The sequence below is a fragment of the Brevibacterium sp. NPDC049920 genome (genome assembly GCF_040656435.1).
GTDB lineage: Bacteria > Actinomycetota > Actinomycetes > Actinomycetales > Brevibacteriaceae > Brevibacterium > Brevibacterium pityocampae.
In genome coordinates this window covers 143543-159223 of sequence record NZ_JBFAMF010000007.1, presented here as the reverse complement: position 1 = coordinate 159223, position 15681 = coordinate 143543, and the positions used below count along the sequence as shown (strand labels likewise).

14 protein-coding genes are annotated in these 15681 nt (G+C 70.9%); all 14 read right to left on the bottom strand.

What is annotated here, in order from left to right; all coding sequences use genetic code 11:
- Positions 1-21: 21 nt before the first annotated feature.
- The gene (gene atpE, locus AB0I45_RS09140; RefSeq protein WP_137319416.1) at positions 22-255 is read right to left on the bottom strand and encodes an ATP synthase F0 subunit C; all 234 of its coding nucleotides are present in this window, start codon (positions 253-255) and stop codon (positions 22-24) included.
- A gap of 85 nt (positions 256-340) precedes the next feature.
- Positions 341-1132 (bottom strand): F0F1 ATP synthase subunit A, encoded by a 792-nt coding sequence (gene atpB / locus AB0I45_RS09135; protein WP_345031387.1) that lies wholly within the window; start codon positions 1130-1132, stop codon positions 341-343.
- Positions 1133-1403: 271 nt separating this feature from the next.
- Positions 1404-1817 carry a hypothetical protein gene (locus AB0I45_RS09130; RefSeq protein WP_345031389.1) on the bottom strand — a complete coding sequence of 138 codons (414 nt, stop codon included), beginning with the start codon at positions 1815-1817 and terminating at the stop codon, positions 1404-1406.
- Complete coding sequence (locus tag AB0I45_RS09125; RefSeq protein ID WP_360317878.1) at positions 1814-2920, bottom strand: MraY family glycosyltransferase; 1107 nt, start codon at positions 2918-2920, stop codon at positions 1814-1816. Before AB0I45_RS09125 ends, AB0I45_RS09130 begins: the two co-directional genes overlap by 4 nt.
- The gene (locus tag AB0I45_RS09120; RefSeq protein ID WP_137319412.1) at positions 2921-3571 is read right to left on the bottom strand and encodes an L-threonylcarbamoyladenylate synthase; all 651 of its coding nucleotides are present in this window, start codon (positions 3569-3571) and stop codon (positions 2921-2923) included. It lies immediately after the preceding gene.
- A complete protein-coding gene (gene prmC / locus AB0I45_RS09115) occupies positions 3571-4455 on the bottom strand; it encodes a peptide chain release factor N(5)-glutamine methyltransferase (protein WP_345031395.1) in 885 nt (294 codons plus the stop codon). The genes AB0I45_RS09120 and prmC overlap by 1 nt, the downstream gene beginning before the upstream one ends.
- A 6-nt stretch (positions 4456-4461) precedes the next feature.
- The gene (prfA, locus tag AB0I45_RS09110) at positions 4462-5556 is read right to left on the bottom strand and encodes a peptide chain release factor 1 (protein ID WP_137319410.1); all 1095 of its coding nucleotides are present in this window, start codon (positions 5554-5556) and stop codon (positions 4462-4464) included.
- A 3-nt stretch (positions 5557-5559) separates the two neighbouring features.
- Positions 5560-7689 carry a transcription termination factor Rho gene (rho, locus tag AB0I45_RS09105; protein ID WP_360317873.1) on the bottom strand — a complete coding sequence of 710 codons (2130 nt, stop codon included), beginning with the start codon at positions 7687-7689 and terminating at the stop codon, positions 5560-5562.
- Between the two features lie 362 nt (positions 7690-8051).
- Entirely contained in the window at positions 8052-9032 is a 981-nt protein-coding gene (thrB, locus tag AB0I45_RS09100) for a homoserine kinase (protein WP_137319408.1), read from the bottom strand.
- The gene (gene thrC, locus AB0I45_RS09095; protein WP_137319407.1) at positions 9032-10120 is read right to left on the bottom strand and encodes a threonine synthase; all 1089 of its coding nucleotides are present in this window, start codon (positions 10118-10120) and stop codon (positions 9032-9034) included. Before thrC ends, thrB begins: the two co-directional genes overlap by 1 nt.
- A gap of 43 nt (positions 10121-10163) precedes the next feature.
- Positions 10164-11474 carry a homoserine dehydrogenase gene (locus tag AB0I45_RS09090; RefSeq protein ID WP_360317868.1) on the bottom strand — a complete coding sequence of 437 codons (1311 nt, stop codon included), beginning with the start codon at positions 11472-11474 and terminating at the stop codon, positions 10164-10166.
- Between the two features lie 7 nt (positions 11475-11481).
- Positions 11482-12918: a diaminopimelate decarboxylase gene (gene lysA / locus AB0I45_RS09085; RefSeq protein WP_360317865.1), complete on the bottom strand. Its 1437-nt coding sequence runs from the start codon at positions 12916-12918 to the stop codon at positions 11482-11484.
- Positions 12919-12920: 2 nt separating this feature from the next.
- A complete protein-coding gene (argS, locus tag AB0I45_RS09080) occupies positions 12921-14558 on the bottom strand; it encodes an arginine--tRNA ligase (RefSeq protein ID WP_360317862.1) in 1638 nt (545 codons plus the stop codon).
- 154 nt (positions 14559-14712) lie between these two features.
- The gene (locus AB0I45_RS09075; protein WP_360317859.1) at positions 14713-15534 is read right to left on the bottom strand and encodes a DUF4352 domain-containing protein; all 822 of its coding nucleotides are present in this window, start codon (positions 15532-15534) and stop codon (positions 14713-14715) included.
- Positions 15535-15681 lie beyond the last annotated feature (147 nt).

Genomic DNA, 15681 nt, shown 5'->3' with positions numbered 1-15681 from the left:
GTGATCGCTCTGCTTCCGTTATCAGACGGCGAAGATGAAGTGTGCGGCGACGCCGAGGAACGCCAGGAGCTCGACGAACGCGATGCCGAGGAACATGGTGGTGCGCAGCTGACCGGAGACCTCCGGCTGGCGGGCCATGCCCTCGACGGTCTTGCCGACGAGAATGCCGATGCCGATACCCGGGCCGATGGCCGACAGGCCGTATCCGACGGTCGAGATGCTGCCGGAGACTTCGGCGAGAATGGTGGTGTCCACGTGGGTTCTTCCTTCCGATTACTGAAATCCGACTGGTGGGTCGGACTCGTTCCTAGCCGTTGGTTGACAGGTTCAATGGGCCGGCTCAGTGGTCGTGCGACACGCTGAGCTGGATGTAGGCGGCGGTGAGCAGCGCGAAGATGTAGGCCTGCAGGATCGCGACCAGGATCTCGAACAGCGTGAACGCGAAGCCGCCGATGAAGGTGAGTGCGCCGAAGGCCGCCCAGGCCCCGCCGAGCTCGACGACGAAGTACTGGGTGGCCGCGAAGCACAGCACCAGGAGGAGGTGTCCGACGAGCATGTTGAACGTGAGTCGGAGGGTGAGGCTGAGCGGGCGGGCGACGAAGGTCGAGACCGCTTCGATCGGGGTGACGAGGATGTACATCGCCTTGGGCACGCCGGCCGGGAAGAGCTGGCTCTTGATGTACTGGCCGCCGCCCTGGGCCTTGATGCCGGCGCCGATCATGACGACGTAGGCGACGAGGGCCATGACGAGCGGCATGCCGATGTTCGCGTTCGAGGAGATGTTGAGGAACGGGATGATGCCGGTGATGTTGAGAGCGAAGACCGACAGGAAGATCACCGCGATGAGCGGGAAGAAGCGGTCGCCGTCCTTCTTGCCGAGCATGTCGTAGGCGATGCCCTTGCGGACGAAGTCGAGCACCATCTCCGCGATCGACTGACCGCGCCCCGGGACGAGCTTGGGGTTGCGCAGGAGCCACACGAAGAGCAGCACGAGCAGCAGGCTCACGAGGATCCGGATGATCATGATCCGGTTGAGCTCGAACGGAGTGCCCGCGAACAGAACTGCCGGTGGATAGAACTCCTCGAGACCGGGGGCGTGGAAACCGCCTCCCTCGCTCGCTGCGAGAAGCATTGTCGGTGACAAGGCAGCTGGAGTGAACAGGGCTGACTCCTGACGACTCGGCGGGGCGAACCGGGCTCCCGATTGACCACCATGGACGAACACTGACCGGCGAGCGCACCTCGATCCCGGACGGGATGGGAGGTGGGGCTGGCGCCTGTGAAATCTGCACGGTGTGCGCTCAGGCACTCCACGGCGATTCCACAGTCACTCTACCAACCGTAGAGGGCCAGACCAAACCGGATCGCCGCTCCGGGCGGGGTGCCCCCGGCCCTCCGGGCGCCTACTTCGGGTCGATGATCGGGAGGCGGGCGCGCTGCACCGTGACGACGTCGACGATGAGGGAGGCGAAGGCACCGACGGCGAGTGTGACGAAGAGCACCCAGGGATCGTAGAAGTCGAGGTTCCGCAGGCTCGCGGTGAGCGCGATGAGGCCGGCGACCTTGAGGAGGAAGCCGCCGAGCACGGCTCCGGCCATGACCACCGGCGAGGAGTCCGCGGTGAGCAGCATGAGGAGCGCGGTGATCGCGAAGAACACGAATGCGGTGGCCGCGCCGATGAGGGCGCCCCACACCCCCGGCATGCCGGCGACGAGATACCCGACGACCGTGGCGATGACGGCGATGACGGCGGTGATGAGCAGACCGCGCACGATGATGCCGCGCATGATCGTCCGGACGGTGTCGTGGGCAGTCATATTTCCTCCTTGGCCCGCAGACGGGCACGCAGCGGGTAGAACGTCAGGATGAGGGTCACAGCGATCGCGACGAAGAGCACGGAGATCACGGTGCCCGGCGGGAGCATGAGGAAGGAGACCGTGCCGAAGGCGAAGATCGCCGTCCACAGGTAGAGCAGGAGCACGGCGCGGGCGTGGGAGTGGCCGAGCCGGAGCATGCGGTGGTGGAGGTGCTTGGCGTCGGCGGAGAACGGCGACTGGCCGGCGAGCATGCGGCGCACCACCGCGAGCATGAGATCGAGCAGCGGCAGGAACATCACCGCGACCGGGAGGATGATCGGGAGGAAGGTGGGGAGGACGCGCTCGCGGCCGAGCAGCGCCGGGTCGACCTGGCCGGTGACGCGGATCGTCGAGGCGGCGAGGAGCAGGCCGATGAGCATCGAGCCGGAGTCGCCCATGAAGATCCGTGCGGGGTTGAAGTTGTGGGGCAGGAAGCCCAGGCAGGCGCCGACGAGCACGGAGATGATGAGCGAGGCGAGGTTCGCGTAGCTGTCCGGGCTGGTGTCGACGGCGAGTCCGTAGGAGTAGACGAAGAACGCCACTCCCCCGATCGTCACGACGCCGGCGGCGAGCCCGTCGAGGCCGTCGACGAAGTTCACCGCATTGATCGTCACGAGCACGACGAGCACCGTGACGATGATCGACATCCGCGGCGAGCCGATGATGACCTCGTTGAACGGGATCGAGAGCATCGCCACGCCGTTGAGCGCCATGAACCCGGCGGCGAGCGTCTGCCCGGCGAGCTTGGTGATCCAGTGGAGGTCCCAGATGTCGTCGATGACGCCGAGCAGGCAGAGCATCGCCGCGGCCCCGGCGATCCCGATGACCGGTGCCGGCTGCTCGAAGAGCTCCTCGAGGAACGGGGTGCGCGAGGCGAAGAGCAGACCCACCATGACCCCGGCGAAGATCGCGACCCCGCCGAGGCGCGGCGTCGGCACCGAGTGGACGTCGCGTTCGCGCAGGGGCGAGAAGATCAGCCCCCGCTCCGCGATGCGCCGGACCATCGGGGTCACGAGGTAGGTGGTGATCGCAGCGATCACCACGATGAACAGATAGGCGCGCACTCAGCCGTCCACATCCACGAGGTCCGGCACGACCTCGAGAAGCTGCCCGTGGGTGATCGGGCCGGAGCGGACGAGGCGCGGGGGTCGCGCGGTCATGTCGACGATCGTCGAGGACCTCCCGCCGAGCACCGGGCCGCCGTCGAGGTAGACGTCGACGGCATCGCCGAGCATCGATTCGGCCTGGTCCGCGGTCGAGGCGGCCGGGGATCCCGTGGTGTTCGCGCTCGACACCGCGAGCGGCCCGGTGAGGACGAGGAGCTCGCGCGTCCGGTCCTCGTCGGGCATCCGGATCGCGACCGTGCCGTGGGTGTCGCCGAGGTCCCAGTCGAGGAACGGCTGGGCGGTGCAGATGATCGTGAGCGGACCCGGCCAGAAGCGCTTCGTCAACGTGAGGATGCGTTCGTCGGCGACCTCGGCGAGCCCCATGAGCGCCTCGCGCCGGCCGACGAGGACCGGCGGCGGCATGTCCCGGCCGCGGCCCTTGGCGGCGAGGAGCTTCGCCACCCCCTCCGGGGAGAAGGCGTCGGCGGCGATGCCGTACACCGTGTCGGTGGGGAGCACGATGAGCCCCTGGGCGCGCACGACGCGGGCGCACTCCTCGAACACGAGATCACGGACATCGTCGTTGCGGACGTCGAAGGTGCGTGACATCAGCTCTCTTCCGGTAGTGCGGCGGTCGTGAAGCGGTCCCTGTCAGTGTAATCGCGGTGGGTGCGCGCACCGGTGAAGCCGCTCGCCGTGAGCAGGGTGCGCAGCGCCGCACCCTGGGTGTCGTCGTGCTCGACGACGATCGTGCCGCCGGGTCGGAGCACCCGGACGCCGGCGCGCACCACTGCTGCCGGCAGCTCCATGCCGTCGGCGCCCCCGCCGAACAGCGCGCTCGCCGGGTCGTGCTCCCCGACCTCGGGGGCGTCCGGCGTGCGTCCGGCGGGGATGTAGGGCGGGTTGGAGACGAGGACGTCGAAGGCGCCGATCTCCGGGAGTTCGCGGATGTCGGCGGCGAGCAGCGTGACCGTGCTGCCGGCGGCTGCCACGGCGTGCCGGTGGGTGTCGACATTGCGATGCGCGGCGGCGAGCGCGGCTTCCTCCTTCTCCACCGCGACGACGGTGCTGCCGGGCACCTCGGTCGCGACGGCGAGGGCGATCGCGCCGGAGCCGGTGCACAGATCGAGGATGCGCGGCCGCTCGATGCCGCGGGCGGCGGCGATCACCTGATCGACGAGGAGCTCGGTCTCGGGGCGCGGGATGAAGACCCCCGGGCCGACAGCGAGCTCGAGGTAGCGGAAGGCGGCGGAGCCGGTGATGTGCTGGAGCGGCTCGCGGGCGCAGCGGCGCTCGAGCAGGTCGGCGAGGCGGGCGCGCACGGGCTCCGGGACGGCGGTGCCGCGCAGGGAGCGCAGCCCGAGCTCACCCGGGGTGCAGTCCCAGGCGTGGGCGAGGAGCAGCCGCGCGTCGGCCGACGGCGAGGGCACTGCGGCCTCACGCAGCCGGTCGGCCGTGACGGCGAGCACGGCGTCGGGGGTGGGAGCGGGCATCGGGGCTCAGCCGATCGCGTCGAGCCGGCGGGCGCGCTCGGCGGCCCGGGAGGACTCGATGACCGGGTCGAGCTGGCCGGACAGCACCTGGTCGAGGTTGTGGGCCTTGTACCCCGTGCGGTGGTCGGCGATCCGGTTCTCCGGGAAGTTGTACGTGCGGATCCGCTCGGAGCGGTCGACCGTGCGCACCTGGGTGCGGCGCAGGTCGTTGGCGGCGGCGGCCGCTTCCTCCGCCTGGCGGGCGAGGATCCGGGCGCGCAGGATGCGCATCGCGGCCTCGCGGTTCTGGAGCTGCGACTTCTCGTTCTGGCAGCTCGCCACGATGCCGGTGGGCAGGTGGGTGATCCGGACGGCGGAATCGGTGGTGTTGACGGACTGGCCTCCGGGTCCCGAGGAGCGGTAGACGTCGATCCGGAGGTCGGAGTCCGCGATCTGGACCTCCTCGGGCTCGTCGACCTCGGGGAAGACGAGCACGCCGGCGGCCGAGGTGTGGATCCGGCCCTGCGATTCGGTCACCGGTACGCGCTGCACGCGGTGCACGCCGCCCTCGAACCGCAGCCAGCCGTACACTCCCCCGTCCTTCGACTTCACAGCGAGGGTGACGTCCTTGCTGCCACCGAGGTCGGAGGCGGTCCGGTCGAGGATCTCCGTCGTCCAGCCGCGGGAGTCCGCCCACCGCTGGTACATGCGCAGGAGGTCGGAGGCGAACAGCGCGGATTCCTCGCCGCCCTCCCCCGCCCGGATCTCGATGAGGGCGTCGCGGGCGTCGTCGGGGTCGCGCGGCACGAGCAGCTCGCGCAGGCGGGCGAGCAGCGCGCTGCGACGCTCGGTGAGCTCCTCGACCTCAGCGGCGAAGGACGCGTCCTCCGCGGAGAGCTCGGCCGCGGCGCCGAGATCGGCGTCGACGGCGGTGAGCTCGCGCCAGCACTCGGCCACCTGGTCGAGCTCGGCGTAGCGCCGGGTCAGGCGCCTCGCCGACCCGGGGTGCTGGTGCACCTCCGGGTCGGCGAGGTCCTGCTCGACGCGCGCGTGCTCGTCGAGGAGCGAGCGCACCGTCTGGGTGAGCGATTCGATGTCCGCGCCGGCATGCCCTGCGCTCATCGATCAGTACTCGTCGGCGGCGGACTTCGGCAGCGGAGTCGTCTTCTGCACCTGCATGAGGAACTCCGCGTTCGAGCCGGTCTCCTTGAGCTTCGACAGGAGCAGCTCGAGCGACTGCTGCTGCTCGAGACCGGACAGCACGCGACGCAGCTTCCACATGATCTTCCGCTCCTCCGGGCTCATGAGGTTCTCCTCACGACGGGTGCCCGAGGAGTTGACGTCCACGGCCGGGTAGATGCGCTTGTCCGCGAGGTGGCGGCTGAGGCGCAGCTCCATGTTGCCGGTGCCCTTGAACTCCTCGAAGATCACCTCGTCCATCTTCGACCCGGTCTCGACGAGCGCGGTGGCGAGGATGGTGAGCGAGCCGCCGCCCTCGATGTTGCGCGCGGCACCGAAGAACTTCTTCGGCGGGTAGAGCGCATTGGCGTCCACACCGCCGGACAGGATGCGTCCGGACGCCGGCTGGGCGAGGTTGTAGGCGCGCCCCAGGCGGGTGATGTTGTCGAGGAGCACGACGACGTCCTGGCCCATCTCGACGAGGCGCTTGGCGCGCTCGATGGCGAGCTCGGCGATCGTCGTGTGGTCGTCCGCCGGGCGGTCGAAGGTCGAGGCGATGACCTCGCCCTTGACCGCGCGCTCCATGTCGGTGACCTCTTCGGGGCGCTCGTCGACGAGCACGACCATGAGGTGCACCGCGGGGTTGTTCGCGGTGATCGCGTTCGCGATCTGCTGCATGATCATCGTCTTGCCGGCCTTGGGCGGCGCGACGATGAGGCCGCGCTGACCCTTGCCGATCGGGGCGACGAGGTCGATGATGCGTCCGGAGATCTGCTTCGAGGTGGTCTCCATCCGCAGGCGCTCCTGCGGGTAGAGCGGGGTGAGCTTGGAGAACTCGACGCGCCGTTTGGCGTCCTCGACGCTCAGGCCGTTGACGGAGTCGAGGCGCACGAGCGCATCGAACTTCTCGCGCTTGCCGGAGCGCTGCTCGCCCTCGCGGGACTGGCGGATCGCGCCGACGACGACGTCGCCCTTGCGCAGGCCGTTGCGCTTGACCATGTTCGCCGAGACGTAGACGTCGTTCGGCCCCGGGAGGTAGTTCGTCGTGCGCAGGAAGGCGTAGTTGTCGTGGACATCGAGGATGCCGCCGACGGGGATGAGCACGTCGTCGGGCCGGAGCTCCGGCTCGTCGAAGTCGTTGCGCCCACCGCGCCGCTTGCGGTCGCGCCCCCGGTTCCGGCCGCGCCGGTCGGAGTCGCGGTCGTGGCGGTCGTTCCCGCGGTCCCGGTTCCTGCCGCCGCGGTCGTTGCGGTCGTTCCGGTCATTGTTCCGGTCATTGCGGTCGTTGTTCCGGTCATTGCGATCACGGTTGTCGCCGCGCTCGTTCCGGTCGTTGTTCCGGTCATTGCCGCGATCGTTGCGATCGTTGCCGCGCTCGTTGTTGCGATCGTTGTTGCGGTCATTGCGGTCGCGGTTGCCGTTCCGGTCGCCGCCCCGCTCGTTGCGATCGCTGTTCCGCTCGCCGCCGTGGTCGTTGTTCCGGTCGTTCCCACGATCACGGTTCCGGTCATCGCTGCGGTCGCTGCCGTGGTCGCGCTTGTCGCCGCCCTGGTCTCCCCCGCGCTCGGCGCGGGAGTCGCCCTGGTCGCGGTTCTCGTCGCGGTCGCCGCCGCGGCGTCGGCCGCGGCCGGGCTGCTCGCCGCGCTCCTCGGCGGGGGTGCCGGACTCGGCACCCTGCCCACGGGTCTCACCGGCCTGCGCGGCATCGCCGCCGCGACGGCGCGGCGAGCGGCGCGAGCGCTGCTCGCCCTCGGTCTGCTCGGCACCCTGCATGTTCCCGGTGGGGGCCTCGGGCGCGGAGGCGGGGGTCGTCGGGGCGGCGGGCGCCTCGGCAGCGGGAGCGGCGGGCGCCTCGGCAACGGGAGCGGCGGGCGCCTCGGCGGCCTGCGAACGGCGGGCCGGGGCGGCGCTCTGCCGTCCGCCGGCGGAGTTGATGGCGTCGATGAGGTCGCTCTTGCGCAGACGCCGGTATCCCTTGATACCCAGACCTGCTGCCATCTCCTGGAGCTGCGGGAGCCGCAGTGCGGTCAGGCTTCCCGTGCGGGCGGCAGAGTCATTGTTCGTGGTCTCAGTCACGAAGGTTCCTTCTCCCTCGTTCGGCTGCGGGGAAGTCGTACATGGATTCCGCAGCGATGGACGGCGCGCATGACACTGCACGCTCTCAATGGAGTACCCTGAAGATTTCAGAAGCGGTACGAAGAATGTTCCCGGCGAATCCGCTTCGATACGGTAACGATCCGAGCAGAGCCACGCTCGACGGAGTCGATCCGAACGGACCTGACAGCTCACGACTTCTCGTGAGGGAACGGCTCCAGCCTACACTTCGACACCGGTCAGCGCGAATCGGACCCGCCGTGCACCGCTCGGCTCCCCCACCCTGCTCCCCGCCGGCTGGGCGGCTGGCCTGGGAGCCCTCCGTGGAGCCCCGGGCGGTGTGCTCAGGACTCGTCGACGACCGTGGTGAGGACCCCCACCGGCGCGATCGCGGTCGCGAGGATCCGGGCGGGATCGCCGCGCAGCACGGCGGCCACGCGCTCGGCGAGGTCGTCACCGGTGCCGAGCACCGCGACGGTCGGGCCGGCACCCGACACGACGGCCGCCAGACCGGCGGCACGCAGCGCGTCGACGCGCTCGAGAGACTCGAGCATCGCCGGCCGGCGGTAGTTCTGGTGGAGGCGGTCGACGGTCGCCTCGAGGAGCATCCCCGGGTCATGGGAGATCGCATAGGCGAACAGCCCGGCGATCGCGGAGTTCGCCGCCGCATCGGTGTGCGGGACCGTCTCCGGCAGCAGGGACCGGGCGATCGCGGTGTCGAGCCGGGTTTCGGGCACGATGAGCACCGCGCGCACGCCGTCGGCCACGGGGACCGACACCGACTGGGCGGCACCGCCGATGTCGGTGAAGCTGATCGTCACTCCCCCGAACAGCGCCGGCGCGGCATTGTCGGGATGACCCTCGAAGTGCGTCGCCCAGGCCAGCCGGCCGGCGGCGGTCTCCGGCTCGCATCCGGCGGCCTGCCCGATCGCGTCGGCGATCGCGATGCCGGCGACGACGGCGGAGGCCGAGGACCCCATGCCGCGCGACTGCGGGATGACGTTGCGGGCCTCGAGCTCGAGGCGGTCGCCGAGCTCGAGCCCGCGCGCGGCGAGCACCTCGCGGGCGACCCGGTGGATGAGGTGCGCGGTGCTCCGGGGCAGCACGTCCGCGCCCTCGCCGGAGACGGTGACACAGGCCTCGGGGTCGATGGGTGCGGGCGTGATCCGGGCGCGCACCGCATCGCGGATGTCGAGCGCCATGCCGAAGCTGTCGTAGCCGGCGCCGAGGTTCGCCGAGGTGGCGGGCACCTCGACGAGCACCTCGAGGCCGGCCGGGATCCGGTCACCGCGCACGGAGGAGTCGGCAGGCGTGCCCACCGGCATCAGCCCTCCTCGAGTCCGAGCGCACGGGCTGCCGACACGGCGTCGACCGATACCCGGGTGGGCTCGAGATCCGCGCCGTCGGCGGTGCGGATCGCCCACTGCGGGTCCTTGAGCCCGTGCCCGGTGACCGTGCACACGATCGTCGCTCCGGACGGCACCTCTCCGGCGTCGGAGCGCTTGAGCAGACCGGCGATCGAGGCCGCCGAGCCCGGCTCGACGAAGATCCCCTCGGTCGAGGACAGGAGGCGGTGCGCGGCGAGGATCTCGTCGTCGGTGACGGAGTCGATGAGGCCCTCGGACTCGTCGCGGGCGGCGATCGCCTGCTCCCACGAGGCCGGGTTGCCGATCCGGATCGCGGTCGCGACGGTCTCCGGCTCGTCGACCGGGTGACCGAGCACGAGCGGGGCGGCACCCGCGGCTTGGAAGCCCCACATCCGCGGGCGGGAGTCCGCCAGGCCGAGCTCCGCGTACTCGCGGTAGCCCTTCCAGTAGGCGGTGATGTTGCCGGCGTTGCCGACGGGCAGGACGTGGATGTCCGGGGCCTGCCCGAGCCGGTCGACGACCTCGAACGACGCGGTCTTCTGGCCCTCGATGCGGTCGGGGTTGACCGAGTTGACGAGGTGCACCGGGTAGGCCTCGGAGAGCTTGCGGCACAGGGTGAGGCAGTCGTCGAAGTTGCCGTCGATCTCGAGGAGCTCGGCGCCGTGCGCGACGGCCTGGCTCATCTTGCCCACCGAGATCTTGCCGGCCGGCACGAGCACCGCGCACGTGAGCCCGGCCTTCGTCGCGTAGGCCGCCGCCGAGGCCGAGGTGTTCCCGGTCGAGGCGCAGATCACGGCCTTGGCGCCGTACTCCACGGCCTTCGAGATCGCCATCGTCATGCCGCGGTCCTTGAAGGAGGCGGTCGGGTTCATGCCCTCGTACTTGACCCACACCTCGGCACCGGTGCGCTCGGACAGGCCGGCGGCGTGGATGAGCGGCGTGCCGCCCTCCCCCAGGGTGACGGCGGCGGTGGTGTCAGCGATGTCGAGGAGGCCGCGGTACTCCTCGATGACTCCCTGCCACTGGTGGCGGTGCTGTGCGTTCATGGGGTTCCTTCCGGACATGTCGGGCGGGCGGGGCGCGGGCGGCTCAGTGGCCCTCGATGCGCAGCACCGAGGTCAGGGCGTTGACGACGTCGAGCGCGGCGAGCCGGTCGACGGTGCGGCGCAGCGCGGCATCGGTGCCCGAGTGCGTGGCGATGACGAGCTTGGCGCGCTGCTCGGTGCCCTCGGGCTCGTCGACGACCTGGGTCTGCTGGACGAGCTCGATCGACACCTGCTCCGAGGCGAACACCTCGGTCACCCGGGAGAGCACGCCGGGCCGGTCGAACACGTCGAGGGTGATCTGGTAGCGGGTGGTGATCGCGGAGATCGGCAGCACCGGACGGCGCACCGCGACCGCGCGCTCGTACTGGCCGCGGCCGCCGAGCACCTTGCGGCGGCCGACCGACACGACGTCGCCGAGCACGGCCGAGGCGGTCGGCGCCCCACCGGCGCCCTGGCCGTAGAACATGAGCTCGCCGGCGGCCTCGGCCTCGACGAACACCGCGTTGAACGCGCCGCCGACGCCGGACAGCACGTGGTCGCGCGGGAGCAGCGCGGGGTACACGCGGGCGGAGACTCCCGGGCCCTCGGGCGAGTCCGCGAGCTCCTCGCAGATCGCGAGCAGCTTGATGGTGAAGCCCTGCGCACGGGCGGTCTCGATCATGTCGGCGGTGACGCCGGTGATGCCCTCGACATCGACGTCGTCGATGGTGACGGGGGTGTGGAAGGCGATCGCGGCGAGGATCGCGGCCTTCGCGGCGGCGTCGTGGCCGCCGATGTCCGCCGTCGGGTCCGCCTCGGCGAAGCCGAGCTCCTGTGCGGTGCGCAGCGCGGTGTCGAAGTCCCACCCCTCGGAGTCCATCTGGTCGAGGATGTAGTTCGTCGTGCCGTTGACGATGCCCATGACGCGGGTGATCCGGTCACCGGCGAGCGAGTCGCCGACGGGGCGGATGATCGGGATCGCCCCGGCGACCGCGGCCTCGTGCTCGAGGCGCACCTCGGCGGAGTCGGCGGCCTGCATGAGCTCGCCGTAAGACTCCGCGAGCAGCGCCTTGTTCGCCGTCACCACGGACGCCCCGGAGCGCAGTGCTTCGAGGATGAGCTCGCGGGCCGGCTCGATGCCGCCCATGAGCTCGATGACGATGTCGGCACCGGCGATCGCGGCCTGGGCGTCGGTGGTGAGGAGCTCCGCGGGGATGCCGGGGCGCTCCTTGTCCGCGTCGCGCACGGCGACGGCGGTGAGCTCGAGGCGCGCTCCGGTGCGCTGGGCGAGATCGTCCCCGTTCTCGAGGATCCGGCGGGCGACCTCGGTGCCGACGACACCGCAGCCGAGCATGGCGACGTGCAGAGATTTCATAGGGCTCTCACTCTTCGGGATCGGTCCCGGGCGCGAACCCGGGGTCGGTGGCGAACATGTCCTGATAGCTCTCGGGGCGGATCGCCCAGCGGACCTCGGCACCCTCGACGGCGAGCACCCCGGGGCGGGGCACGTGGTTGTAGTTCGAGGCGAGCGGTCGGCAGTAGGCGCCGGTGCCGGGCACCGCGATGAGGTCGCCGGCGGTGATGTCGGCCGGCAGGTACTCGTCGCGGACGACGATGTCCCCGCTCTCGCAGTGCTTGCCGACGACGCGCACGACGACGGGCGGTTCTGCCGAGGCGCGGTTGGCGAGCGTGCACGAGTAGTCGGCGTCGTAGAGGGCGGTGCGGATGTTGTCGCTCATCCCGCCGTCGACGCTGACGTAGCAGCGCACTCCGCTGCCGGTGTCGACGGGTTTGACCGTGCCGGCCCGGTAGAGGGTGAACATCGCCGGGCCGGCGATCGCGCGACCGGGCTCGAAGGACACGAGCGGCATCGCGCTGCCGTGCTCGGCACACACCTTGGCGACGACGTCGGCGAGCTGCTCGGCGATCTCGGCGAACGGGGTCGGGGTGTCCTGCGAGGTGTACTGGATGCCGAACCCGCCGCCGAGGTCGACCTCGGGCAGGGATACCCCGTGGGCCCGCTCGAGCTGGGCCCGCAGGCCGATGATCCTGCCGGCGGCGACCTCGAACCCGGCCTTGTCGAAGATCTGCGATCCGATGTGGCTGTGGAGCCCGAGGAGTTCGAGCTCGGGGGCGTCGATGATCTGCGCCGCAGCCGCGGCGGCGTCCCCGCCCTGTAGGCTGAGCCCGAACTTCTGGTCCTCGTGGGCGGTCGCGATGAAGTCGTGGGTGTGCGCCTCGACGCCGACGGTGATGCGGAGCATGACGGGTGCGGTGATGCCGCGGGCGGCCGCGGCAGCGGCGACCCGCGGGATCTCGTCGAAGGAGTCGATGACGATGCGGCCGATCCCCCAGTCGAGGGCATAGGCGATCTCCTCGTCCGACTTGTTGTTGCCGTGGAGGCCGACGAGCGCGGGGTCGAAGCCGGCCCGCTGCGCGACCATGAGCTCGCCCAGCGTGCAGCAGTCGAGGCCGAGCCCGGCCTCGGCGATCCAGCCGGCGGCCGCGGTGCAGAGGAACGCCTTGCCGGCGTAGTAGCCGCGGGCACCCGGGCCGACGCGCTCGAAGGCGCGGGAGAAGACGGTGGCGAACTCGGCGGCGCGGGCTCGGAAGTCGGCGACGTCGAGGACGTACATCGGGGTGCCGTGCGCGGCGGCGAGGTCGACGACCGAGTGCCCGGCGATGCGCAGCACCCCGTCGTCGCCCTTGGTGACGTTCGCCGACCACAGGCTCGGCATGAGCGCGTTGACGTCGTCGGGGAACGGCAGCCAGACCGGGGACGGGACGGCGTGGAGACTGCCGGCGATGTGTGCGGGCACCCCTACATCCTCTCAGGCGCGCCGACGCCCAGGAGCCCGAGTCCATTGGCCAAGACGGTCGCGGTGGCCCGGTCGAGCATGAGGCGCGAGGAGTGCACAGGGGTGATCTCCTCGTCGGTGCGCGGGGTCACGCGGCAGGCGTCGTACCACTTGTGGAACAGTCCGGCGACGCTCTCGAGGTAGCGCGCGATCCGGTGCGGCTCGCGCAGCTGCGCGGCCTGGGCGACGACGCGCGGGAAGTCGGCGAGCGCGGCGAGCAGCACCGTCTCCGTCGGGTCGGTGAGCGCGGCGGGGTCGAACGCCTCGGTGGTGATCCCGGCGGTCACGGCGTTGCGCTCGATGCTGCATGCGCGGGCGTGCGCGTACTGGACGTAGTAGACGGGATTGTCGTTGCTCGCCGAGCGGAGCACCTCGGGGTCGAGGGTGAGCGGCGAGTCCGCCGGGGTGCGGGCGAGCGAGTAGCGCACGGCGTCGGCGCCGAGCCAGTCGATGAGGTCGCGCAGCTCGATGATGTTGCCGGCGCGCTTGGAGAGCTTCGCCCCGTTGATCGAGATGAGCTGGCCGATGAGGACCTCGATGTTCGTCTCCGGATCGTCGCCGGCGGCCGCCGCGATCGCCTTGAGCCGGCCGATGTAGCCGTGGTGGTCGGCACCGAGGAGGTAGATCTTCTCGGTGAAGCCGCGGTCCTTCTTGTCGAGGTAGTAGGCGGCGTCGGCGGCGAAGTACGTGGGCTGGCCGTCGGCGCGGATGAGCACCCGGTCCTTGTCGTCGCCGAAGGTCGTGGTGCGCAGCCACACCGCTCCCCCGTCCTCGTAGACGTGGCCCTGCTCGCGGAGCCGGGCGACGGCCTTCTCGATCGCACCGGAGGCGTGCAGGGACGCTTCGGAGAACCACACGTCGAAGTGCACGCCGAAATCCTGCAGCGTGCTGCGGATGTCGGCCATCTGCAGGGCGTAGGCGCGGTCGCGGACCTCGGCGCGGGCCTCGTCCTCGGGGGCCTCGGCGAGTGCGGGCCGCTCGGCGCGGATCGCCTCGGCGATGTCGGCGACGTACTGCCCCGGATAGCCGCCCTCGGGGACCGCGCGACCGTGCATGCGGGCGAGGACAGAGTTCGCGAAGGTGTCCATCTGCGAGCCGGCGTCGTTGATGTAGTACTCACTGGCGACCTCGGCCCCGGCGGCGCGGAGCACACGGGCGATCGCGTCGCCGAGCGCGGCCCAGCGGGTGTGGCCGAGGTGGAGCGGACCGGTGGGGTTGGCGGACACGAACTCCATGTTGACGACGTGTCCGGCGAGCGCGTCGCCGGTGCCGTAGGACTCTCCGGCGGCGACGATGTCCGCGGCGAGACGTCCGGCGGCATCGGCGGCGAGGGTGATGTTGAGGAAGCCGGGTCCGGCGACGTCGACGGCGTCGATGCCGGAGCGGGCGCGCAGCCGCTCGGCGATCTGCTCGGCGAGGTCGCGCGGCTTGAGGCCGGCCCGCTTGGCCGTCTGCAGGGCGATGTTCGACGCCCAGTCGCCGTGGTCGCGGTTCTTCGGGCGCTCGACGACGATCGTGTCCGGCTCGGTGATCGCGAGGCCGGCGGCGTTGAGTTCGGCGATGACGGCGCTGATGGCCGACTTAAGTTCTTCAGGAGTCACCGTCTCAGGGTATTACCCGCAGGGCCGCGGGTGCGAGCCGGGTGGGGAGGGTGCGCCGGCGGGGGGTGCACGGATCCGGTCGGCGGCACCGACCCGGCCGGCGGTGCAGTGCCGCCGGCCGGGTCCCCGGTCGATGTCCCGAGGGCTGCGGCGCTCAGCCGATCGCGATCTCGATCGGCTCGTCGAACAGGCCGCCGCGGAACACGAGGGTGTCGGGCTCCACGCCCTCGGGCACATCGAACAGCACGATCCCGTCGACCGTGTTGCCGGGATTGATCTCCTCGAGGAAGGAGTTGCTGTCCTCGAGGTACATCGCGGAGCCCTCGTCGGCGGCGTACGTGCGACCCTCGGCATCGGTGAGCTCCACATCGCTGGAGAAGAACATCACCGGCGAGTCGCCGACGTTCGTCACCTCCATGCTCACGACGACGAACTGTCCCTGTGCCTCTGCCCCGAACATGTCGTCACCGACCGAGGAGACCCCGGACTCGACATCGGAGACGGTCACCTCGAAGTCCCCGCTCGCGACCGGCTCGCCGATGCCCGCGGACTTCTCCTCCGGCGCCTCGGCCGCGGCCGCGTCCTCCGCGGCATCCTCGCCGCCACCCTCTTCTTCCGCCGGGGCGCGCTGCTCCACATCCTGCTCTCCGGCGGCGTCCTGACCGGCGTCGGAGGCCTGCTGCTCGCCGCCTCCTCCCGCGCAGCTGCCGACGATGACGAGGAGCACGACGACGCCCACCCAGAACCACCAGCGCTTGAAGATCGACTTCCGCTTCGGCGGCGCCGGGTGGGGCGCGCCCGGGGGCATGCCGTAACCGTTCGGGCCGGGCTGCGGGCCTGCGCCCCACGGCTGCTGGCCGGACGGCACGGGATGCCCGTACGGGGGGCGGGGCGGACCCTGCGGATCGTGGGGGCCTCCGGCGTGCGGGTGGTGCCCGCCCGGGTGTCCGGGCTGCGGGGGCTGGTTCTGTGACATGGGATCTCCTCGAGGTTCGGGTGCGGGCCGGCGAGCCGACCGTGCGATGGTGCGGACGAGACCCATCGTCGGTCGCCCGCTGCTTGCCCCACATCAGCCGATCGGCTCGACCGCACCGACCGATCGGCTGATGGCCGTGTCCGGACC